Here is a 19,792-nt window from a genome sequence, read left to right on the forward strand (position 1 = left end):
ATCTCGAGGATCCGCCTACAAATACCCTTCTCCTGATGCGAAAGCACCTTACATCAAAAAACACGGCCTCAGGGCAAAGCCAATTTTCCTCTCCCTCGCCGGCCCGCGTCTGCTCCGCGCGGGCCGGCGCGTTCACGTCCTGGCACCGACTCTCGAATTGGAAAAGAGCGACCTTCGAGGCCGAGGCGCGTCCTGAGTGCGCACCCCGCCCTATCAATAGAATCCCGAAAAATCGCCTTCCAGTTTCACCATTCCGGACGAATTCTCCAATTTCCGCGATTTGCCCCATTTCAGGTCCGGTAGCAAGGTCATGTGGCCGAACCGCTCCGGGGCAGTCCGGCGGAACGGGCAAGAGCGTCTTGAAGAACGAAGCGCGAGTGGTCAGGTTAGGGAAGCGGGAACTTGGTCGTTAGGCGGCTCACATGGAAGGCGTCTCCGACGTGGACAGCTTCACCATCAACGGCTCCAAGTTCGGCATCGACGGCAACAAATCACGCCTTGCCTTCGCCCGAACTGCGGGCGGTACTTTTACGATGGACCTCATCGTCTACGGTGAACCTTCGACCTATGCCAGACTGGCAGAAGGCCCCGCTTGGTCCTGGTCTCTGTACCCGCCCAAGTTCTATCTGAACGATTACCCCGTTCCGAACGCTGATGGCTTCGTGGTCCATCTGACCGCTGAGGACTACGAGGACTACGACACGGCGATCTACATGATGGAACACAACCCGATCGAGTCCGTGGTGGTAAGGGTCACGCACGGTTCCAGGGTTGAAGCCCGCGGCAAAGTGGCATTGTCGGGCAGGATGGTCGAGTTCTCAATCTGCTGGACTGCTGCCGAAGCCGCCGCCTGATCTCACGCTGCATCGAACCCGGCCCGCCGCGGCGGCTTCTGGTCAGTCAACGGTACACTCGGCGGGCCGGTCCGCTGAGCCTGGTCGTTAGGCGGTGGGAGACAAGCCATGGCCGAATCCGCAGCGATCGACGCCATCCGCTCGAACGCCGCTCTCGTCCGCAGCGTCGCCCGCGACCAGCTCGGCGAGGAGCTCGCTTACGACGAGCAAGCCGTCCGCTGGCTCGACGGCTACATCCAGCGGCAGCACCAGTCTGGCGACCGAGCCGATCGCGACGCCTTGGTCAGCACCCTTGGTTCCTTCCTCGGCGAATGCCTCGTCCACAGCTTCGGCGGCCACTGGGCGATCATCGATGGATCGTGGGGGATTCGCTTCGACGAGAAGAATGCCGCTTTCCCGTTCGCCAAGGTCGCCAAACAGTTGGAGAACGGCTCGGCGGATTCGGTCCTGAGCTTCTTCACCGTGATCCCGATCGTATCCCGGCCGGCCGGAGGCACCGCCTAACCTCGTGCTGCATCGGCCCCCGAACCTGCGCCGGACTTTTAGTGCTATTATCGTGTTACTCGGCGGTGCAGGGCCGCTGAGCTTCGTTGTTAGGCGGCGGGGGCTCCCCGTGTGTCGTGGTATCTGACGATTCGCCGCGATGCCGCGTACTCCGAGTCTGTGCCGGCCAGCCGGGCCATCGGCCTGCTCGCGGGGCTGTCCGAACTCCGTCAGTCCGGCCCGGCATCCTTCGAGGGCGCGCCGGGCATGCCCTGGGTTCACGCCATCGTCGCTCAGGCCGGATCCTCCGGCAACTATGCCGTCGGCGATTGTGCCCTGTCGTCGGTAAACGTCATCGAACTGGTCTGCTCGTATTCCGAGGACGCGGCCTGGTACGACGCCCTGGCGGGCCGCATCGCCCGTGCGTTGGGCTGGGCGGCGGTCGAGGAGCATGAAGACCGACAGGTGTGGCCGCCGCGAGACTCGGCCGCCGTCTAACCTCGCGCCGCGGCGGCCCCCCGCACCGCCGCGGTGTCTTCCGTGCTATCATCGCGTAACTCGGCGGTGCGGGTCCGCTGAGTTTGGCTGTTAGGCAACAACAAAGGCACCTCGTGGAGTGATCGACATGCGACGATCCATCCCGCTCGCCGCGATCGCGGCGGCCCTGCTGGCAGCCTGGATTTCCTACGCCTTTGCCCAGGATGCGAAGCGGGGCGGCGGCGATGCCACTCGGGCTTGGGAATATCGGATCGTCGTCCTGACGGATGTCGTCAACGTTCAGCAGGCGTTCGGGCAGGAGCCCGGAAAGACGGCGGCCGCCATCGAGTCGAAGTTCAACGAACTGGGGCGGGATGGCTGGGATTATTGCGGCGAGTGGCCAGGCGTGGCGGTATTCAAGCGACCGAAGCCTTGAGCCGCCTGACCTCGCGCCGCAGCGGAACCGGCCCATCGCGGGCGCAATCGGTCGTTCATGTAGCTTATCGTCGGTGGTGCGGGCCCGCTGAGCTTGGTCCTTAGGCAAAGGGAGCAACGCGAGTCGATGACACGTCTTCGGGGAGCGATGGCCGGCCTCGTCGGTCCGCCAGTGGCGGTTACTACCATCGGTGCTGCCCTCGGCTTCGTCTGCGGTTGGGCTCCGTGCCACGGCGTCCCTTTCTCGTTCAGCGGTGCCTACTTCGGGGCGCTCGTCTTCGTCTGGTTTTTCGGGCTGCCGTCCGCAGTACTCGGCGTCGCCATCGGGGCGGCCTTCTCCCACGGCCTGCGCGGCTTGAGTATCGGCATGATGATGGCTGTGGTAGCGGCCTTGGCGGTGGCCCTCGGCCTCACGGTGCCGTACCTCCTGCCGGCTAGGGGCGCGGAACTCGCCCCCGTCGTCGCCGATCCGTAGCGCCGCCTACCTCGCGCTGCAGCGGACCCCGCACCGCGGCGGCGTTCTCCGTGATCTCATCGCTCGCTCGGCGGTGCGGGGCCGCTGAGCTTTGGCGTTAGGCGGCGGAGGGCACCCTTGACGTACGAGGTTTTCGAGGAGGATCGGCCGTCGTACCTCCCGTCGTACATCATGAGCGCGTTCTTGCTCGTCGCCGTCGTGTCGGTCGCCGACAAGGTGCCGGCGTGGCCCCCGGCCCCTGCCACGGTCTTCCTCGCCATCTGGTTCGGCGTCCTCTTCTACTGGATCGCCCGGAGCGCCAGCCAGCAGAGGGTGTTCAGCTCTCACCGGCTGTCCGTCACGGCCACCGCGTACCGGCACTCGTTCCGTTACGCGGTGGCGGAGGCCACTCACGTCGAATTGCCGCTGTCCGAGATCACGGAGGTTCGGATCACCGCCGACGAACCGCGTCTGATCGAGGTGACCGGGGTGTCGGACTCGGACCTCTGCTTCCTGCCGGCGTCCGCGGATATCGGGCAACTCGTCGCCGCGATCAAGGCAGGCAACCCTGGGGTGCGGGTCATCGCCGAACCAGGCGCTGCAGCAGACGTCGGGGCACGATAGGTTTCTGAGACTTCATGCTCGCCGTGGCCCCGCCGCTGCTGAGCTGAGTCGTTAGGCGGCCCTGGTTACCGGGACAAAGACGCCTTGGGGCTGCGTCCTGTGGGCGTCATCGAGACGTGCGAAATTGAGCGGTGGCTGGTGGTCATGCGGCGCGGCGTCACGTGGTGAAAGCGGCCTGGAGTCGGCCGACTAACCTGTCGCTGAAGCCGACCCGGCCACGCGGGCGGTTTGTGGTCATTCGAGCGGTTCCGGTACGTGGCCGGTCCGCCGAGCTTTTCTGTTAGGCGGCGTCAGTCCTCCGATGCTCGCGTGGCTCAGGAAGCGTCGTCTCCGCGTTGGTCGCGAGGTCGTCCGCTGGCCGGCGAAGGACCTCCGCGAGGATCTCCTCATCGCCGATGTGTCGCGGCTCTCTGAAGGTCTTGTCGGCGTGCGTCGCCGTCGCTACGGTGTCTATCGGCGCGTGGGGCCGCCCCCGCCGTACCCTGAGGATGTCGAGTATGTCGGCCTGTCCTCCGTGCGAGGCCGACGCCTAACCTCGCGCTGCAGTGGACCTGGACCGCCGCGGCGTGTGTGGCGAGATCGAATCTCGGCTTGGCGGGCCGGTCCATTGAGCTTTGTCGTTAGGCGGCGGAGAAGCCGATGCGAATCACCTGGAACGAACTCACCGTCAGCCCTTACGACCTGGACCTGGATGGGCTCTTGTGCGAATGGCGATGGCTCGTCGATGAGACGTTCCATCCCGTCGTCATCAGCGCCCTTGGCGACCTGTTCCTCCGGCACGACGACGGCCGCATCTTCTGGCTCAGTAGCGGGTGGGGCCAGCTCGCAGAGGTAGCCAGGGATGCCGACGAGTTCAAGCAATTCATGGTTCGGCCTGAGAATGCCGGGGCCTGGTTCATGCCTAACCTCGTCGGCGACATCCTGACGCAAGGCCAGAGGCTCAGCCCCGGCCAGTGTTTCGGGTACAAGGTCCCCCCGGTTCTCGGGGGTGAGTTCAAGCCCGACAACTTCGAGCCGACCGACTTGCAGGTGCATTTCGGCATCCTGGGGCAGATCCATCGCCAGGTCAAGGACTTGCCGACCGGCACGCCGATCAGTGAAATCAAGATCGAGGGCTTCGACGGCTAGCCTCGCGCAGCAGCAGAGTTGGCTCGCCTCGGCGCCCCTCGTGCTTTCATGTTTCCAGTCTCCGGTGACGGTTGGCGACGGACTTGCCAGAATCAGGAAGCGATGAGAGACCTTCCCGCTACCTCCGACTGCAGCGGACCCCGCACTGCCGCGGCGCTCTCTGTGCTATCATCGTCACCTCGGCGGTGCGGGTCCGCTGAGCTTGGTGGTTAGGCGGCGGGGCTCGATGCCACACGACCGGCTGAGCAGCGAAATGGTGCATGCTGTCGTCGCTGGCGATATTTGCCGCGTCATGGCGTTGCTCGACACGGGGATCGACATCGACGCCACGAACGAACACGGCGAGACGGCGTTCAGCTTCGCCTGCGCGAACAACGCTCTCGGAGTCGCCAAGGCCCTTTATCGGCGTGGTGCCGAGATCAACACGCTCGATGCGGGCGGTGGCTCACCGCTCGATTGGGCCGTATGTTGGGCGTCGCCAGAGTTCCGCAACTGGCTCATCAGCGTCGGCGGCGAGCGCCGCGACAACAGCTATGAGCCCTGGCCCTGGCCACCAAAGTCGGAGGGAGCGTGCCCAGGCACCGCCTAACCTCGCGCCGCAGCGCCCCCCGCAGCGCCGCGGCGGAACGTCGGAAATCCAAGGTCTTCTCGGCGGGTGGGTCCGCTGAGATTGGTCGTTAGGTGTTATCAGCCAGGAGTGGGCCGTCGCGATGGGCGTCGAATACCGTCTCCGCTTCGCTCACACCGACGGAGACGTCGTCGCATCCGTCCTGCGACGGCTCCCCCAATTGCGGGCGCTCGCCTCGCCCGGGGCCTTCGAGCTACGCCTCGCCGGTCCGTCCGAAGGCCCTCCAGATGCATCGCTGCAAGTCGAGCCTTGCGGCGTGTGCTTCTGCTGGTATGGTGTAGCCGGGCGCGAGTTCCTCGGCACCGTGATTGCCCGCCTCGTCAGTGAGTTCGGGCCGGTCACGGTCGAGGACTGGGAGTGACCCCTAACCTCGCGCTGCCGCGGACCCTCCTCCTGAGGCGCCGTGTGCTATCATCGCGTATCTCGACGGGTGGGGCCGCTGAGCTTGGTCGTTGGGAGACGGAGGCGCGAGTCTTGTTGATCAAGCTCAATCGTTTCACCGCCGGCGTTCTGCTCGTCGCGCTGGCCCCGATCGCTCTGACGATCAGGCTGTTTAACGCGGTGACGGGAAGGGGAAAGAAGCCGTCTTACGTTAGCACCATCGACGGCGATCCGCTTGAGTATGATGGCGAGCGGCCCATCCTGATCGCGGTCTGGGCCCCCTGGGCGAGCGTGTGGCGGGCCGCGACGGAGCATGTCGTCGAGCAGTTGCGCGACGAATTCGGGGGGCGTTGCGAGTTCGCCTACGTCGAATGTGCCGGCCGTTCCATCAAGGACGCCTATCGCGCCGATGTCGTGCCCGTCCTGATCCTGCGGAAGCAGGGGGCGGAGCTGGCCCGCTTCGCGAATACGCTCGAGCCGGAGGCGGTCCGGAAGGCGATCGCGGAGGTTAGCGACTGAGCTTCGACGCGCGGTCTCCGCCCGCCCTGGTCCTTCCCAGGTCGGCCAAACCCACAAGCCCACTCGGCGGCGCGGGCCGGCTCGACGGGTGGCCTGCTCGGCGGTAGAATGGTGACATGACCGTACAGGCCTTCCGTGAGCTCCTGACGCAGCGTCCGTTCAAGCCGTTCCGGCTCGTCATCTCGAGCGGCCAGAGCTACGAAGTGCGCCATCCTGAGATGGCCCTGCTCACTCGAACGAGCATCCTGGTCGGCGTCGACATGGCTGACGATGGGGTGCCAGCAGAATTCAAAATCTGTTCCCTCCTCCACGTCACGGCTATCGAGCCCGCCGAGCGTACGGCTACCCCGGCCTAACCTCGCGCTGCAGCGGACCGCGCACCGCCGTCGCGGTTTTCGTGGTGTCATCACTAACTCGGCGGTGCCGGTCCGCTGAGCTTGATCGTTGGGCGGCAATCCTGGGGGCCAGATGCTGGGGGCGATCGCGGGCGACATCATCGGATCGGTGTACGAGGGCAAGAAGCGGTGGCTGGTGGAGCGGTCCCCCGACTTCCAGCCGCTGTTCGCGCCGAAGGCCCGCTTCACCGATGATACGGTGCTCACCGCGGCCGTCGCCGACTCGCTGCTCCACGGCGGTGACCTGGCCGGCGTCTTGAAAGACTACTTCTGGCGCTATCCGGGTGCCGGCTTCGGTAGCGACTTCAAGGCCTGGGCGGCGTCCGAAGAAACCGGTCCGTACAACAGTTGGGGCAACGGCTCAGCCATGCGTGTCAGCCCCGTCGCCTGGGCATTCGACACATTCGATGAAGCCTTACATCGGGCGAAGGAGACCGCGCGGGTCACGCACAATCATCCCGAGGGCATCAAGGGTGCACAGGCGACGGTGACGGCGATCTTCCTCGCCCGAAAGGGCGCGGCCAGATGGGAAATCCAGGAGGAAGTGGAGCGACGGTTCCATTACGACCTGTCGTTCCGCCTGGATGACATTCGCCCCTTCTACTCATTCGATTCCTCGTGTCAGGGGACGGTTCCCCAGGCGATCGTCGCCTTCCTGGAGTCGACCGACTTCGAGAGCGCCGTCCGGTTGGCCATTTCGTTGGGCGGAGACTCTGATACGTTAGCCTGCGTCGCGGGCAGCATCGCGGCGGCATTTTATGGAGGTGTCCCCGACTCGATCCGCCAACAGGCTCTGGCACACCTGGACGAGCATCTGGTCGATGTCCTGACCGAATTCGAAGGCCGTTACCCCGAGTCGGCAGGCGCCGCCTAACCTCGCGATGCAGCGGCTCCTGCCCGCCGCGGCGATCATCGCGCCATCCTGGCCGTCTCGGCGTGCCGGTCCGCTGGGCCTGGTCGCCGGACACCTTCCCCAACAAGAGGAATATCGGCATGTCAAAAACGATCACCATCAGCCTGCCCGTGACGAACCTCGATCGATCCAGGGCGTTCTATTCCGCCCTCGGCTTCGAGCCCAACCCGGATTTCTCCGACCCCACGGCGGCGATGATGGTCTGGAGCGAGAACATCAGCGTCATGCTGCTAACCCACGACAGGTGGCGAACGTTTACCACTCGCCCGATCCCTCCGAACACCTCAAGTGAGGTCGCACTGAATATCTCGTGCGAGTCACGCCAGGCTGTGGATGCCATGGCCGAATCCGCGGGCCGAAATTGCGGGACGACCGACATCAACCCCGTCGAAGATCACGGCACCATGTACGGCCGGGACTTCTGCGACCCGGACGGACATGTGTGGGGCGCCATGTGGTTGGACGCCGATGCCGGGCCAAACGGGTGCAACCCCTCGTCGGGCACCTGACAATTCACCCTGGCCGACGCCGCGTCACGGCGGGGCTTGATCCGGGCGATAGGCGGCAAGGACCGTATGGCGTCTCCAGAGCTGCAAGAACGTTGGCGCAGGACGGCGGAGCTTCTTCGCGACGCTCGTTCGCATCTCTCCGAGGCTGCCGAAGGAATCGGCGCCGACGAGATTGCGGAGTTCGAGGATCACCTCGGCCACAACGAACTGGAACTGGCCTTGGACTCATTGGAGTCGGCCGTTTTCCGCTCCGGGCTCGAGTCTTCTCGCATCCTTGAATTCCTCATATCAGCGGCCGAGAGCATGGATCTGCAGCGTCACGTGGCCCGTTATCGTTCTGTCATCGGATCGACACGGCAGGACACGGGGCAGGGATGGTAGCGCCGGCCACCGCGATGATGCCGGCCAACCTGGTAAGTGCCTGGCCACCGACATCCCGACATCGTCGCTTTCGCGACCTCGTTCTCCGAGGAGAGACAACCGGCCATGGCCACTCTGGGCCTGATTCGGCCGGCGGGGTATGCTGGCTGGGGGTGAATTCGCCGCGATGCCGGCGAGGCCCCAGCCACGGAGAGACGGTGTCGTGGGGGGATGTGATGTCGCTCGCAGAATTGCTGCCCGTCGCCCGGAAACTGTCGCGGGTGGAGAAGCTCCGGCTCATCCAGGTTCTCGCGGCTGACCTGGCCGAGGCCGACGATCCTGCTCGGCTGACGTCGGAGGCAGCGTACCCGGTCTGGTCTCCCTTGCACGCCCACGAGGCTGCCGCGGTCCTCCTGAACGTCCTCGAGGCCGAACGGGGGCGATCGTGACCGTCGCCGGAGAGTCCTATCCCTTCGTCGAACGAGATCTCGGGTTGGGTGCGGCCAGCCTGGCCCCGATGCTTCCCATCACCCTGATCGGGGCGAACACGATCAAGGTGTCGGGCCTCCTGGATACTGGAGCAACCGTCAATGTCCTACCCTACTCGATCGGCGAGCAACTGGGTGCGGTCTGGGACCAACAGACCACGCCCGTGACCCTGAGCGGCAATCTCGCGGCCTGCGAGGCAAGGGCGCTGATGGCGACCGCTCAGGTTGGAGCCTTCCCTCCGATTCGGCTCGTCTTTGCCTGGACCCGAAGCGACGCGGTGCCCATACTCCTGGGTCAGGTCAACTTCTTCATGGAGTTCGACGTCTGCTTCTTTCGATCGCGATCCTTGTTCGAGATTCGACCGAGGGCGCCTGACGCATAAACGTGCACTTCCATATCGCCACCGCGGCGCCTTCCGCGCCAACATCGGATTTCGCGACGGTGCTGGTCCGTCAGGTTGGGTCGTGAGGTCGCCGGGAGCTTCCGCAAATGCTCGCACTTGGCCCGATGCCCGAGGCCGTCCGCGTGGCTGTCCGCCGACTCGTCGCCGAGGCTCGTAGGGAGCAACCGGGCTGCGACGTCCGCCTCGGCCTCCTGCTGTCCGGCGGGCCGTCGGGGTGCAGCTACCTCGACGCCGAGGGTGAGGTCTGGAACTGGTCAGCCTGGGACGAGACGATCGAACGGGTCGAGGACGGCCCCCTTAAAGTCGGCCTCGTCGCCATCGCGGCCGATCGGGTGCCCGAGCTGGCCGCGTGGCTGCCGCGCCCGCCGGCCGGGGCGGCGACGTGCGGCCCCTGTGCGGGCGGCGGCTGGTTGCTGCCGCCCTGGCCGCGAGTACAATGCCCGGAGTGTTCGGGCCTGGGATGGGTGCCGCCGGAGGGCGCCCCTTGATCTCGCGGAAGAGCGGTCCCACCCCACCGCTACCGTTACTCCTCAATCGTTTCTCGGCCCGGCAGTGCAGGTCCGATGAGCCTGGGGCGTCGGGCGGATTGGAGGCGACGATGGGGGCGGATGCGTTCCACGTCTGCTACGGTCTTCGCTGGGAGTTCGATGCTACCGACAAGGCCGTCGTGGACCTCCTCGAACGGCGGAGTGACCCACGCCAGCTCGCGGCCAGACTCCATCGCCTCGATCTCTGGTGGGGCACCACATCGGAGGACGGAATCGGCTTCCTGCTCGTCGGCAAGCTGGTCGGCCGCTTCGGTTGGGAGGGCGAGCGGTCCGCTCAACTCGACGATCCCAAGGCCGCTCGCCTCGCGGATGAGGTCCGACTGCGACTTCGGGCGGCCGGATTCACGGACGAGCCGGCCTGGCTCTTCCAGTTCGAGCCGGATCCCTGATGGCCAACCTCGCGCCGCCGCGAACCCCGCACCGACGCCGCGCGTCCGGTTTCATGAGCTTCGCTCGGCGGGTTGGTCCACCGAGCTCCCGTGTTCGGCGGCGGGAACCTCACCGATGGTAAGTGCCCTGCTCGACGAGACGCTCGCGGCCATCGCATCCGAGCGCGGGGGCGGATTCAACCGCAGCTTCTCCCTCGCGAGTGATCTGCTCGCCGAGTACGGCGAACCTCGCCTCGCGGAGCGGCTGATCACCGACATCCCGCCCACGGTACCCTGGGAAGTCGTCGCCGACCTGCTCGGGATCCTGAGCTGGACGACGAGCGACAACGGCTCGGCGAGCTTTCGAACCGCCGAGCGCTGGCTGAGGGAGGCCACCGACCTGCGACGCATCCTCATCGCCCTCAACCTGGATGTCTATCCGTTCCTCGACTCGAAGGAGATGGAGCGTGTTCTACTCCGGGTCGCGGATCGGCATCCCGAGGCATCCGGCAGGTGCCGCGAGCTGATCGCTGCACGTCGTCGCGAAGGTGGCGGCTCCTGACGTCACGCCGAGGCGGACGCGGCCCGCCCCGCCGGTCTTCCTGCTACGATGGACTTGCCGGACGGGGCAAGCCCCTGAACGATGCCATCGGGGAGCGGAGGTCGAGAGATGATGACGTACCTGGCGACGATGTTCCGCTACACGGCCTGGGCCGACCTGAGGACGCTCGCGGCCCTGCGTGCCGCGCCCGCCGCCCACGCCGAGGCCGTGCCGCTGCTGGCGCACCTGCTCGCCGCGGAGCACATCTGGCTGTCGCGACTGGAGCATCGGGATCCACGCCACCCGGTCTGGCCGACACTCAGCCTCGACGAATGCGACGCGCTCGCGGCCGAGAACGCGAGCGGCTACCGGGACGTGGTCGGGCGGCTTGGCGAGCAACAACTGGACGAGGAGATTCGCTACCGCACCAGCCAGGGGCAGGAGTGGGTCACCCCGATCCTCGACATCCTCACCCAGGTGATCACCCACGGGCCTTACCATCGGGGCCAAATCGCCAGGGTCATCGGCCGGAGCGGCGGTGTGGCGGTCAACACGGACTTCATCACGTTCGCGCGGGAGGCCCCGGACGCGTGAGAGCAGGCCGGACCATCCCTTCGAGATTCCTGGACCACCCCGCCCCCGTGACTGCCGAGCTTCTTCCCGAGGCGGCAACTCCATGATCGGCTTCCTCCGCGCCTTGTTGCGTCGCCTTCGCCGTGGGACGCCGGAGCCTGCCCTGGTGGTCTCCGACGCGGGCGTGACGCTGCTCGATGGCGACCGTCCTTGCGACCGATTCGCCTGGAGCGAGGTCCGGGAGATCGCCACCTTCAAGCGCGACTTCGGCACCTGGGATGACATCCGCCTGGCCTTCCGACTCGACGACGGCTGGGTCGAGGTCAGCGAGGAGTCCGAGGGCTGGTCGTCATTGACATCCGCCCTCGAGAGCCACTTCCCGACGATTCCGCCCGACTGGTATCGGGCGGTCATGCTGCCTCCATTCGAGACCTGCTATCGTGTCCTGTACAGGGGGGACTGACCTTGCGCATCGATGACGTCAGGAGCCGGACGGGCATGATCCGCGACGGCGAGCTCCTGAACGAACGACGGTGATCCGTCGCCTTACCCCTGCGTTGCAGCGGCCCCGCGGGCGCGTTAGGGTCGTCGGAACGGTCCCAGACCGTGACCTGGCGCGCTCAACTTGAATATTGGGCTGGAGGACTTCGCGGCGTGGAGTCGTACAGGATCTGGCAGGCAGGCGGACCCCGCGACGCCGCGTGGGTGCTGGCCTGCGATGGCGAAATGCTCACGCTCGACGCCCCCGACGGTGAGCGGGTGCTCGAGGCCCCCGTCTCCGAGGCCCACCGGCTCGTCGGGCTGTACGACCTGTACGCCGAAGGGAAGGTCCGCCTCGACACCGCGCGCGGATCGCTGGTGTTCAGGGAGCAGTCGGATAGTGAAGCCGCCGCGAAGCGGTGGGTCGAGGCCGGCATGGCCGCCGACCCCGAGTTCCGTGCCGACCTCCGCCGCCAGTCGCTGGGTGCCATCAGGCGCGGCCTGGTGATGTTCCTGGTCGGCGGCGGGCTCTTCGGGTTGTACTGCTGGTATGCGTCCTGGGCACCCGAACCACCGCCAGAGCACTGGATTCGACGGCTCAAGTGGCCCATACACGTGGTCCTGCTGCTCCTTGTGGGCCTTGGACTCTCCGGGCCGTTTGCGGCCTACTTCGGGCTCGTGCAGTTGTCGCGGGTTCGGCGCATCGAGCGGCAGGCGGTCGCGGCCCACGGGCGGCGGGTCGGCTAGGCCGCTCCGTCGCGGCCTGGGCATGAGCCTGATCATGGCCCTGTATCCACAAGTCTGGTCGAAGATCCCCCACGATTCCTCGAACATGGATGATCCGGAAGTCTGGCGGTCAAGACTCGCCACCATCCAGGTCCCCGACCGGCGTCGCGGCGAGGCAGCCCGGTGCGGCCGAGGCGGTCCCAGCGACGATCCGAGGTCACCCGGACGGCCTGGTTTGCTCCGCGTTATCGCCGAAAGGCGGGAGGGTGAAAGTGGGCTGGGCATCGGCGTACATCGAAAAGCTCCGAAGCGGCGAGCCCGTCGCGTTCCGCCCGCGGGGCAACTCGATGGAGGGAAAGATCGAGTCGGGCCAGCTCTGCACGGTCGAGCCCGTCGACGCCGCGTCCCTCCAGGTTGGCGATATCGTGCTGTGCAAGGTCAACGGACGCGAATATCTTCACCTGATCAAGGCGATCCAGGGTCATCGTTTCCAGATCGGCAACAACCGCGGCCGGATCAACGGCTGGGTGTCGGCCGGGGCGATCTACGGCCGCTGCGTGCGGATCGAATCCTGAGCCGACGTCCGGCCCCACGTCGCCACGGATCTCGGCCCGGCGCAGGCCGGTTCTGATACGATGAGGGGCACGCTCGGTGGCCCGATCGCCGAGCCCGATCACTCGACGGCAATCGCCCTGGAGCTCTCCGATGTGGGTTCCACGAACAGAGCAGGAGGTCGCCCGGTGGCACGAGATCACGCGCCAGGACGCCCGGTCGCACGGTCTGTGGATCGCGGTCCTCGTCGGGGTTGCGGTCGTCGTGTTCAGTTCCGCCGGCCTCTACTACACGCGGGCGGGCATCCTCCTGACGCGGAACAGACTCCTCGACGGATCCTGGAGGCGTCTCATCCTGTCAGGGATTTTCGTCGCGCCAATCTCGTACTGGATCTATCGCTCCGAATCGCGGAAGGAGTTGAGCAAGGCAACGCGCCGCACGATCTGCCCGGACTGCGGCCGCGCCGGCGAGGAGCCGGTGGGGACGGCCTGCGGCGAGTGCGGACAGGCCCTCGTCCCGCAGAGCACGATGAAATGGGTCGACGAGGCGTGACGCGGGGATCTGCCGGACTCCTCGCGGCGAGGATCCCGGAATGGCCGCGTCGATCGGGGATCATCCTCGGCGACTCGGCGGCGCGAGTCGTCGCCCGCCGGGGGCCAGGTACGACGCCGGGTTGAAGGCGAGCAGGCCGTGATGGACCGGCTTCGCCGGATCGAGCCGGATCGCCTCGCGGGAGAGGAGGCGGACGGGCACCGCGTCGGGGCTGAACGCGCCGAGCACGAGGACGCGACAGCCTGCCTCGGCCGCCTCGCGGAGCCGCAGCCGGGCGTCGCCCGGGGCGATATCGACCGAGGCGCCCCGAGACCGCCCGGCCCCTCCATCCTGAGGCGAAGCGGGTAGATCCCGTCCCGGGTCGTCGCTTCGCGGACAAATGGGGAGGAAACTTGGAATCAACGGCCGGCGGCGCGGGACTAAGGTTGCGTTCCGTCGAGATGAGGGACCGATCGCTGGGGAGAGAACATGAAAACGGCGCCGAAACGGCAAGCTGCCCCGGGGCCACTGGACGATGACGGCCCGTCGACCGACGGCGACCTGCTCCGCCGGTTCGGTGCGGGGCGGGGCGAGGACGCGGAGGACGCGTTCGCGGCCCTGATGCGGCGGCACGGGCCGATGGTCCTCGGCGTCTGTCGGGGGATCCTGGGCGACCGCGAGGATGCCCACGACGCCTTCCAGGCCACGTTCCTGGTCCTGGCCCGCAAGGCGAGGACGGTCCGCCGAGGGAACTCGGCGGCGAGCTGGCTGCACGGGGTCGCGCGTCACGTCTCGCTGCGGCTCCGGGCCGCCGAGGCCCGGCGACGGGACCATGAGCGGAGGACGGTGATCGTGCGCGAGGAACGGCCGGGCCTGACGCTCGAGGCGAGAGAGGTGATCCACGACGAGGTCGCCCGACTGCCGGCGAGATTCCGCGAGCCGGTCGTGCTCTGCTTCCTGGAGGGGCTGACCGCGGAGGAGGCCGCCGAGCAGCTCGGGTGCCCGCGGGGGACGGTCCTGTCGCGGCTCGCCAGGGCGAAGGACCGCCTGCGAGGGGGCCTGGCCCGACGAGGCCTGGCCGCGCCGGCCGTCGCCGCCCTGCTGGCGGGCGGCATGGTCGAGAAGGCCGAGGCCGGGGCCTTCGAAGCGACGGCCCGGGCCGTGCTCGATGGCAAGGTCGGCCCCGCCGCGGCGGCCCTCGCCCGGGGCGAGGTCGTCGCGAGGCTCTGGATGGCCGCGGCGGCCCTCGGGATCGGCGGCGCGGCGGCCCTCGCCTGGTGGGCGAGCCGGGCCAGCGAGCCGCCCGCGCCCCCGCCGCCGATCGTGCTGGGGCCGGCCCCGTCCGGGGACGAGGCGATCCCGCTGAAGGCGACGGCCCTCAGGCAAATCGGCCTGGCCATCATCGAGCGGGCATCCAGCATCCCCCCGACGAAGGTCCCCGCGGCCGAAGGGCGGCCGCTCCTGAGCTGGAGGGTGGCGATACTGCCCCTGATCGGCGAGCGCGACCTCTACGGCCGGTTCCATCTCGACGAGCCCTGGGACAGCCCCCACAACCGGGCCCTGATCCCCGAGATGCCGGCCGCCTTCCTCACCACGGGCGAGGAGACGCGTGCCGACGGCCTGACGCACTTCCGGGCCTTCGGGGGGCCCGACGCCGCGTTCGCCGGGCCGGACGGCGTCGAGCTGCGGGAGATGGCCGACGGGCGGGCCGACACCATCCTCCTCGTCGAGGCCGGCGAGGCCGTCCCGTGGACCCGCCCCGATGCCCTCGACCCCGGCCCCCCCTTGCCGCCCCTCGGCCGCCCCGACGGCGCGACCTTCCTCGCGCTCTTCGGCGACGGCGAGGTCCGGATCGTCCGCAAGGCGGCCGGAGAGGGGACGATCCGGGCCGCCGTCACGCGGTCGGGCGGCGAGCCGGTCCGGGGGACCGACCTCGGAGAAGTCGCCCCGTGATTGGCCGGTGTCCGCGTGGACGCCGGAATGCACCCTGCAAATCTGTTAAGGAGCGTTAGCGTGAGAGCGACCCCGTTCGTGAACGCCGCCCTGGTTGCCGTCGCGGCGGCCATCGGTCCCGCCGGGACGCGGGCGGACGATTCCTGGATCACGTTCCTGTCCCATCGGGAGGGCAAGAACATCCTCTACCGGATGCACCCCGGCGGCGAGCCGGAAGCCCTCTTCGGCGGCGAGATCAAGGACGCCCCCGGCCTGCCCGCCGGGATGAGCTGGCGGCGAGAGCCGCAGCGGAGCGTCCTGAGCCCGGACGGCTTGTACTTCCTGTCCCGGGCCCTCGATCGCGGCTCGCCGGCCGACCATTTCCGGTCGCCGCCGAGGTATCTCCTCCACCTGGGCCGGGTCGGCGGCGGCGAGACCCGGCTGCTCACGTCGGACGCCGGGGAGGCCTTCGCCTGGGCCCCGGACTCGAGGCGGTTCGTCTACGCCCGCTCGCTCTGGGGGCATCCGGCCACGATCCGCCACCCGGCCGCCCCTCGCACGGAGCTCGTCATCCAGGCCCTCGACGGGTCGGCCGAGGAGGTCATCCTGGACCGGCCGGGGTTCTGGGAGCCCTGCGACTGGTCGCCCGACGGCCGCCACCTGCTGGTCAAGTACCTGTCCACGCCGATCATCCAGTTCGCCTCGTCGGCGCTCTTCGAGCTGGACCTGGCCGCGGCCCGCAAGGCCCCGGACGCCGGCCGCGACGACCCGGGCGGCATCAAGGGGAGCGACAAGGAGCCGTCGGGCGGCGGCCTGCGGGCGATCCGGCCGCTGGCCCGGGGATTCCAGGGCGGGATGTCCCGCTATTCCCCCGACGGCCTGTCGATCGCGATCGCGAGCTCCTCCTTCAAGCCGCAGGGCGAGGGCCTGATCGATGCGTCGCGGTTCGCCTCGACGAACAAGGTCCTGAGCATCCGAGGGCGCGAAGGGGAGCCGGAGCGCATCCTCTGCGAGGGTTCGGACGTCTTCGACGGCCCGATCTGCTGGTCGCCCGACGGCAACCAGATCCTGTTCGCCCGCTGGGACGCGGGGAAGGGGCCCGTGGGCCCCGCCGAGGAGCCCGCCGGGGACGCCCTTTCGATCTGGTCGGTGGGCGCCGACGGCAAGAACCTGAGGCGGATCGCGAGCGGCTGGTGCCCCGACTGGCGAGGCAGATGAGGCCCGGGCCCGGGCCTCGAGGAGGATGGCTTCGATGAGCTCACCGATGCGGCGGGCGCAGTCCTGGATTCGCGGACGATCACGGCGGCTTCCCCTGGCCGCGTCGGTCCTCCTCATCGCCGTCGCCCTGGCCCCGACCGCCCCACTCTCCAACGAGGAGGGGGCGGCCGGGGCCGCCGGGCTTTACCGGACGATGGTGTGGATCGAGCTCGCGGTCGTCGCGACGACCGCCGTGGTGGGCGGCGGCGCGACGATCGCCGAGGAGCGGCGGCGGGGGACCTGGGACGCGATCCGTCTCACGGACTGGACCGACCTGGAGATCGCCGCGAGGAAGGCGATCGGGGTGCTCCTCCAGGTCGGGGCCGTCGTCGCGCTCGCCCTGCCGGCCCACGTCGTCGGCGGTTGGCGGGGGATGGCCTCGTGGCCCCTGATCGCGGCCGTGCACGCGGTCCTCATCGGCTCGGGCCTGGCGATGGTCGGGCTCGGGCTGCTGGCCTCGGCGTGGACCGACCGGGGTCTCCACGGGGCGGCGCTCGCGGCCGCGGCCGTGCTCTTCCCCTGGTTCGGCGGGCTCGACTGGCTCGCCGGCCGGGGGATCGCCCCCGCGCTCTGCCGGACGCTGCAACCGGTCCGCCTCCTGGAGAGGGCACTCGGCGCGGCGGGCCGAGGGCCGAGGGTCGAGCCCGGGCCGTCGGCGACCTTCCTCGCGACCGCCTTCGCGGTCCTCGCGGCGACGATGGCGGGCGCGGCGACGGGCGTGCGGCGGCTCGGCGAGCGAGCACCACTCCGCGCCGGATCCCGGGCCCGAAGGCGGACCCGGAGCGTCGGGGATGATCCCGTCCGCTGGCGGGAGGCCCGCGACCCGGGAGGGAGGCGGATCGCGCTGGGCGTCGCCCTGATCGCGGCCGCCGCCCTCGCGGGCGTCGTGGTCCGGGAATGGTCCCCGGGCGCGGCCGACGGCCGGCTCGGCCTCTCGGGGTCCGCGAACGGCGTCCTGCTCATCCTCACGCTCGCGCCGGCCGTGGCGGCGGGCCTGAGGTGTTCGGTCACGCTCGTGGACGAGCGCGCGCGGGGGACGCTCGACCTCCTCCTGATGGCCGGCCTGGAGGGCGCCGACCTGGTGCGTTCCAAGCTGGCGGCGATCCTCGCCCCGCTGGCGATGACGGTCCCCCTGGCGGCGGCCTCCGCCGTCTTCGCCTTCTCCGCCCACCCCCGTGGCCTCCTCGCCAGGAGGCCCTGGGTGGGCGCGGCGGAGGCCGCCCTCGTGGCCGCGGCCACGACCCTGGCGACGGTCGGCCCGTCGCTCCTGATCTCCGCGACCGCCCGCTCGACCCGCCGGGCCCTGGTGCTGGGCCTGCTGCTGCTCGCCTGGATCGCGGCGGGCCCGCTGGTCGTCCTGATCGCCGCCCCTCCCGGCCTCCCCGCGCCGGCGGCCCAGGCGATCGCCAGCTTCGATCCGATCTACCAGGTCTCCGCCGTCGGCGCCCACGGCACCGGCTTCCTTTTCCCGGTGAGCACGCCGATGCTCCTCGCGGTGCTCGGCGTCGAGTCGTGCCTGGCCTGGGCCTTCCTGATCGCGGCCGGGCGGTGGTACGGCCGCAGGAGGCACGTCGTCCGCGTCACGGCTCGACGGAACGGCCCGCGCCGCGGGTTCACGCTGATCGAATTGCTCGTCGTGGTCCTCGTGGTCGCGATCCTCCTCGCCCTGCTGTTCCCGGCCGTCCAGGCCTCGCGCGAGGCATCGCGGCGGCTCCGGTGCATCAACAATCTGAAGCAGATCGGGGCGGCGCTCAACGCCTACGCGGCCTCGACCGGGTCCTTGCCCCCCGGGAGGTCGTGGAACGGGTACTCCTTCTTCGTCCCGGTGCTGCCGCACCTCGACCAGTCGCCGCTCCACAACGCGATCAACATGAGTGTCCCCGTCTCCATGGCCGAGGATTACCCGGCCGGGACGCGGCCGGACGCCCACTACACGGCGGCCCTGACGAGGCTGGATGTCCTGACCTGCCCGAGCGACGGGCCGGCATCCTGGAACTCGGGGACGACCAGCTACGCGGGCTGCGTGGGCTACGGACGCCGCGGGGCGATCGAACCCGCCCGCGGGGTCTTCGCCGACGAGTGGTCCCCGGCCGCCGAGGTGACGCTCCTGTCCCAGGTCAGCGACGGCACCTCGAACACGATTGCGGCCTCGGAGTGGGTGGTCGGGGCGGGACTCGGCGTGTCGTCCGACCCTCGGGGCAATATCTACACGATCCGCGACGCGCCCGACTTCGCCGCGTTCGTCGAGGCCTGCGACGCGAGCATGGGAGCCCGCCCGATGCTGCCCAACGGCAAGCGCTGCTTCTGGCTCCAGACGGGCCTGGCCTCGACCCTGTACGACCACAACCAGGGGATCGGACGGCCGTCGTGCGACGACGGCGGCCACGCGACCGCCGACGGCTCCTGGACCGCCGCCAGCCGCCACCCCGGCGGGGCCTGTACCCTGGCCCTGGACGGGCACGTCAGCTTCCGGAAGGAGGCGACGGCGCGGGCGGTCTGGCGGGCGCTGGGGACCCGATCGGGCGGCGAGGCCGTCACGGCGGCGGAATGATCAGGAGCCTTTCCTCCGCCTCGTCCCCCCGCCCCCGGCGGCCGATCGTCGCGCGTCCCCGGCGCGGGTCGCTCCGGCCGCCTCCGCGCGCAACCCCGAGATGAGGACGTCGACGAGGCGACGGGCCGCGGGCTTCCAGCTCGGGCCGGGGCCGATGCTGGCGACGCCGGCCAGCGCCCTGAGGAGGTCGAGCGGGTCGAAGTCCATGTGGATCTCGCCGGAGGCCCGCCCCACCAGCATGGTCAGCGACTGGCTCACCACCTCGCCGGACGCGGCGCGGAGCTCGCACGTCCCCCGGACGAGGGAGTCGAGCGCCTCGGTCATCCCGTACTTAGTCTCGAGGTAGTCGACGAACACCAGCAGCCATTCCCGCAAGGCCTCCACCGGCGGGGACGCGGCGGACAGCCTCCTCGCCGCCTCTCCGAGCTGGTCGACCTCGTTGCGATAGACCGCCTCGATCAGGGCGTCGCGCGTCGGGAAATGGCGGTAGAGCGTCCCGATCCCCACGCCGGCCCTCCGCGCGATCTCGTCCAGGCTGGCCCCCGAGCCCTTCTCCGCGAAGGCCGCCTTCGCCACCTCCAGCAGGTGGGCACGGTTCCGCTGCGCATCGGCCCGCGGCCTGCGTGCCGGCGGCTCGCCATCACCGGGCATGAAGATCACCCCTTGAAAAACGGAGACATC

The 19,792-nt window shown here is 68.9% G+C and carries 29 protein-coding genes; 27 read left to right on the plus strand and 2 right to left on the minus strand.

Annotated elements, in window-relative coordinates:
* Window positions 1-422 precede the first annotated feature (422 nt).
* From G6O54_RS22210 to G6O54_RS22325, 24 genes are all read left to right on the plus strand, one after another.
* A complete protein-coding gene (locus G6O54_RS22210; RefSeq protein WP_165228158.1) occupies window positions 423-854 on the plus strand; it encodes a hypothetical protein in 432 nt (143 codons plus the stop codon).
* Between the two features lie 108 nt (window positions 855-962).
* Window positions 963-1,358, plus strand: coding sequence for a hypothetical protein (locus tag G6O54_RS22215; RefSeq protein WP_165228160.1), 396 nt, complete (start codon window positions 963-965; stop codon window positions 1,356-1,358).
* A gap of 111 nt (window positions 1,359-1,469) precedes the next feature.
* Complete coding sequence (locus G6O54_RS22220; RefSeq protein WP_165228162.1) at window positions 1,470-1,835, plus strand: hypothetical protein; 366 nt, start codon at window positions 1,470-1,472, stop codon at window positions 1,833-1,835.
* 127 nt (window positions 1,836-1,962) lie between these two features.
* A complete protein-coding gene (locus G6O54_RS22225; RefSeq protein WP_165228164.1) occupies window positions 1,963-2,250 on the plus strand; it encodes a hypothetical protein in 288 nt (95 codons plus the stop codon).
* Between the two features lie 147 nt (window positions 2,251-2,397).
* On the plus strand, window positions 2,398-2,724 hold the full coding sequence (locus G6O54_RS22230) for a hypothetical protein (RefSeq protein ID WP_165228166.1): 327 nt from the start codon (window positions 2,398-2,400) through the stop codon (window positions 2,722-2,724).
* 117 nt (window positions 2,725-2,841) lie between these two features.
* On the plus strand, window positions 2,842-3,327 hold the full coding sequence (locus tag G6O54_RS22235) for a hypothetical protein (RefSeq protein WP_165228168.1): 486 nt from the start codon (window positions 2,842-2,844) through the stop codon (window positions 3,325-3,327).
* A gap of 639 nt (window positions 3,328-3,966) precedes the next feature.
* Window positions 3,967-4,455, plus strand: coding sequence for a DUF1851 domain-containing protein (locus G6O54_RS22240; protein WP_165228170.1), 489 nt, complete (start codon window positions 3,967-3,969; stop codon window positions 4,453-4,455).
* A gap of 226 nt (window positions 4,456-4,681) precedes the next feature.
* Window positions 4,682-5,044, plus strand: a complete 363-nt coding sequence (locus tag G6O54_RS22245; protein WP_165228172.1) for an ankyrin repeat domain-containing protein — start codon at window positions 4,682-4,684, stop codon at window positions 5,042-5,044.
* Window positions 5,045-5,165: 121 nt separating this feature from the next.
* On the plus strand, window positions 5,166-5,444 hold the full coding sequence (locus tag G6O54_RS22250; protein WP_165228174.1) for a hypothetical protein: 279 nt from the start codon (window positions 5,166-5,168) through the stop codon (window positions 5,442-5,444).
* 113 nt (window positions 5,445-5,557) lie between these two features.
* Window positions 5,558-5,983: a thioredoxin domain-containing protein gene (locus G6O54_RS22255; protein WP_165228176.1), complete on the plus strand. Its 426-nt coding sequence runs from the start codon at window positions 5,558-5,560 to the stop codon at window positions 5,981-5,983.
* A 116-nt stretch (window positions 5,984-6,099) separates the two neighbouring features.
* Window positions 6,100-6,339 (plus strand): hypothetical protein, encoded by a 240-nt coding sequence (locus G6O54_RS22260; protein ID WP_165228178.1) that lies wholly within the window; start codon window positions 6,100-6,102, stop codon window positions 6,337-6,339.
* A gap of 112 nt (window positions 6,340-6,451) precedes the next feature.
* Window positions 6,452-7,252: an ADP-ribosylglycohydrolase family protein gene (locus tag G6O54_RS22265; RefSeq protein ID WP_165228180.1), complete on the plus strand. Its 801-nt coding sequence runs from the start codon at window positions 6,452-6,454 to the stop codon at window positions 7,250-7,252.
* Between the two features lie 119 nt (window positions 7,253-7,371).
* Window positions 7,372-7,800 (plus strand): VOC family protein, encoded by a 429-nt coding sequence (locus G6O54_RS22270; RefSeq protein ID WP_165228182.1) that lies wholly within the window; start codon window positions 7,372-7,374, stop codon window positions 7,798-7,800.
* Between the two features lie 66 nt (window positions 7,801-7,866).
* Window positions 7,867-8,181: a hypothetical protein gene (locus tag G6O54_RS22275; protein WP_165228184.1), complete on the plus strand. Its 315-nt coding sequence runs from the start codon at window positions 7,867-7,869 to the stop codon at window positions 8,179-8,181.
* A 215-nt stretch (window positions 8,182-8,396) separates the two neighbouring features.
* Entirely contained in the window at window positions 8,397-8,609 is a 213-nt protein-coding gene (locus G6O54_RS22280) for a hypothetical protein (RefSeq protein WP_165228186.1), read from the plus strand.
* Window positions 8,606-9,031, plus strand: a complete 426-nt coding sequence (locus G6O54_RS22285) for a pepsin/retropepsin-like aspartic protease family protein (protein ID WP_165228188.1) — start codon at window positions 8,606-8,608, stop codon at window positions 9,029-9,031. The genes G6O54_RS22280 and G6O54_RS22285 overlap by 4 nt, the downstream gene beginning before the upstream one ends.
* Before the next feature lie 107 nt (window positions 9,032-9,138).
* Window positions 9,139-9,540: a hypothetical protein gene (locus G6O54_RS22290; RefSeq protein WP_165228190.1), complete on the plus strand. Its 402-nt coding sequence runs from the start codon at window positions 9,139-9,141 to the stop codon at window positions 9,538-9,540.
* A gap of 110 nt (window positions 9,541-9,650) precedes the next feature.
* Window positions 9,651-9,989 carry a hypothetical protein gene (locus tag G6O54_RS22295; protein WP_165228192.1) on the plus strand — a complete coding sequence of 113 codons (339 nt, stop codon included), beginning with the start codon at window positions 9,651-9,653 and terminating at the stop codon, window positions 9,987-9,989.
* Between the two features lie 115 nt (window positions 9,990-10,104).
* Entirely contained in the window at window positions 10,105-10,530 is a 426-nt protein-coding gene (locus tag G6O54_RS22300; RefSeq protein ID WP_165228194.1) for a hypothetical protein, read from the plus strand.
* Between the two features lie 108 nt (window positions 10,531-10,638).
* Complete coding sequence (locus G6O54_RS22305; protein WP_165228196.1) at window positions 10,639-11,103, plus strand: DinB family protein; 465 nt, start codon at window positions 10,639-10,641, stop codon at window positions 11,101-11,103.
* Between the two features lie 82 nt (window positions 11,104-11,185).
* Window positions 11,186-11,545, plus strand: coding sequence for a hypothetical protein (locus tag G6O54_RS22310; RefSeq protein WP_165228198.1), 360 nt, complete (start codon window positions 11,186-11,188; stop codon window positions 11,543-11,545).
* A 191-nt stretch (window positions 11,546-11,736) separates the two neighbouring features.
* Window positions 11,737-12,309 carry a hypothetical protein gene (locus G6O54_RS22315; RefSeq protein ID WP_165228200.1) on the plus strand — a complete coding sequence of 191 codons (573 nt, stop codon included), beginning with the start codon at window positions 11,737-11,739 and terminating at the stop codon, window positions 12,307-12,309.
* A gap of 251 nt (window positions 12,310-12,560) precedes the next feature.
* Complete coding sequence (locus G6O54_RS22320) at window positions 12,561-12,863, plus strand: S24/S26 family peptidase (protein ID WP_165228202.1); 303 nt, start codon at window positions 12,561-12,563, stop codon at window positions 12,861-12,863.
* A 130-nt stretch (window positions 12,864-12,993) separates the two neighbouring features.
* Window positions 12,994-13,392, plus strand: a complete 399-nt coding sequence (locus G6O54_RS22325) for a hypothetical protein (protein WP_165228204.1) — start codon at window positions 12,994-12,996, stop codon at window positions 13,390-13,392.
* A gap of 60 nt (window positions 13,393-13,452) precedes the next feature.
* On the opposite strand, the gene G6O54_RS22330 is transcribed toward G6O54_RS22325, so the two are convergent.
* Window positions 13,453-13,620, minus strand: coding sequence for a hypothetical protein (locus tag G6O54_RS22330; RefSeq protein ID WP_165228206.1), 168 nt, complete (start codon window positions 13,618-13,620; stop codon window positions 13,453-13,455).
* Window positions 13,621-13,860: 240 nt separating this feature from the next.
* On the opposite strand from G6O54_RS22330, the gene G6O54_RS22335 reads away from it, so the two are divergent.
* Genes G6O54_RS22335 through G6O54_RS22345 form a run of 3 tightly spaced genes read left to right on the plus strand, consistent with a single transcriptional unit; the run spans window position 13,861 to window position 19,111 of the window.
* Entirely contained in the window at window positions 13,861-15,324 is a 1,464-nt protein-coding gene (locus G6O54_RS22335; RefSeq protein WP_165228208.1) for a sigma-70 family RNA polymerase sigma factor, read from the plus strand.
* A gap of 60 nt (window positions 15,325-15,384) precedes the next feature.
* On the plus strand, window positions 15,385-16,521 hold the full coding sequence (locus tag G6O54_RS22340; RefSeq protein ID WP_165228210.1) for a TolB-like translocation protein: 1,137 nt from the start codon (window positions 15,385-15,387) through the stop codon (window positions 16,519-16,521).
* Between the two features lie 34 nt (window positions 16,522-16,555).
* On the plus strand, window positions 16,556-19,111 hold the full coding sequence (locus G6O54_RS22345) for a DUF1559 family PulG-like putative transporter (RefSeq protein WP_165228212.1): 2,556 nt from the start codon (window positions 16,556-16,558) through the stop codon (window positions 19,109-19,111).
* Here the strand turns inward: G6O54_RS22345 and G6O54_RS22350 are convergent, their stop codons facing one another.
* Complete coding sequence (locus tag G6O54_RS22350) at window positions 19,112-19,762, minus strand: TetR/AcrR family transcriptional regulator (RefSeq protein ID WP_165228214.1); 651 nt, start codon at window positions 19,760-19,762, stop codon at window positions 19,112-19,114.
* Between the last annotated feature and the right edge of the window lie 30 nt (window positions 19,763-19,792).

The sequence above is a fragment of the Aquisphaera insulae genome, assembly GCF_011064615.1.
GTDB classification, from domain to species: Bacteria; Planctomycetota; Planctomycetia; order Isosphaerales; family Isosphaeraceae; genus Aquisphaera; species Aquisphaera insulae.

Coding starts and splice junctions, on each gene's coding strand:
- G6O54_RS22215 (WP_165228160.1), top strand. CDS start 963: ATGGCCGAATCCGCAGCGATCGACGCCATCCGCTCGAACGCCGCTCTC.
- G6O54_RS22295 (WP_165228192.1), top strand. CDS start 9,651: ATGGGGGCGGATGCGTTCCACGTCTGCTACGGTCTTCGCTGGGAGTTC.
- G6O54_RS22230 (WP_165228166.1), top strand. CDS start 2,398: ATGGCCGGCCTCGTCGGTCCGCCAGTGGCGGTTACTACCATCGGTGCT.
- G6O54_RS22300 (WP_165228194.1), top strand. CDS start 10,105: ATGGTAAGTGCCCTGCTCGACGAGACGCTCGCGGCCATCGCATCCGAG.
- G6O54_RS22345 (WP_165228212.1), top strand. CDS start 16,556: ATGAGCTCACCGATGCGGCGGGCGCAGTCCTGGATTCGCGGACGATCA.
- G6O54_RS22350 (WP_165228214.1), bottom strand. CDS start 19,762: ATGCCCGGTGATGGCGAGCCGCCGGCACGCAGGCCGCGGGCCGATGCG.
- G6O54_RS22280 (WP_165228186.1), top strand. CDS start 8,397: ATGTCGCTCGCAGAATTGCTGCCCGTCGCCCGGAAACTGTCGCGGGTG.
- G6O54_RS22260 (WP_165228178.1), top strand. CDS start 6,100: ATGACCGTACAGGCCTTCCGTGAGCTCCTGACGCAGCGTCCGTTCAAG.
- G6O54_RS22275 (WP_165228184.1), top strand. CDS start 7,867: ATGGCGTCTCCAGAGCTGCAAGAACGTTGGCGCAGGACGGCGGAGCTT.
- G6O54_RS22290 (WP_165228190.1), top strand. CDS start 9,139: ATGCTCGCACTTGGCCCGATGCCCGAGGCCGTCCGCGTGGCTGTCCGC.
- G6O54_RS22240 (WP_165228170.1), top strand. CDS start 3,967: ATGCGAATCACCTGGAACGAACTCACCGTCAGCCCTTACGACCTGGAC.
- G6O54_RS22325 (WP_165228204.1), top strand. CDS start 12,994: ATGTGGGTTCCACGAACAGAGCAGGAGGTCGCCCGGTGGCACGAGATC.
- G6O54_RS22225 (WP_165228164.1), top strand. CDS start 1,963: ATGCGACGATCCATCCCGCTCGCCGCGATCGCGGCGGCCCTGCTGGCA.
- G6O54_RS22310 (WP_165228198.1), top strand. CDS start 11,186: ATGATCGGCTTCCTCCGCGCCTTGTTGCGTCGCCTTCGCCGTGGGACG.
- G6O54_RS22265 (WP_165228180.1), top strand. CDS start 6,452: ATGCTGGGGGCGATCGCGGGCGACATCATCGGATCGGTGTACGAGGGC.
- G6O54_RS22250 (WP_165228174.1), top strand. CDS start 5,166: ATGGGCGTCGAATACCGTCTCCGCTTCGCTCACACCGACGGAGACGTC.
- G6O54_RS22245 (WP_165228172.1), top strand. CDS start 4,682: ATGCCACACGACCGGCTGAGCAGCGAAATGGTGCATGCTGTCGTCGCT.
- G6O54_RS22270 (WP_165228182.1), top strand. CDS start 7,372: ATGTCAAAAACGATCACCATCAGCCTGCCCGTGACGAACCTCGATCGA.
- G6O54_RS22335 (WP_165228208.1), top strand. CDS start 13,861: ATGAAAACGGCGCCGAAACGGCAAGCTGCCCCGGGGCCACTGGACGAT.
- G6O54_RS22210 (WP_165228158.1), top strand. CDS start 423: ATGGAAGGCGTCTCCGACGTGGACAGCTTCACCATCAACGGCTCCAAG.
- G6O54_RS22305 (WP_165228196.1), top strand. CDS start 10,639: ATGATGACGTACCTGGCGACGATGTTCCGCTACACGGCCTGGGCCGAC.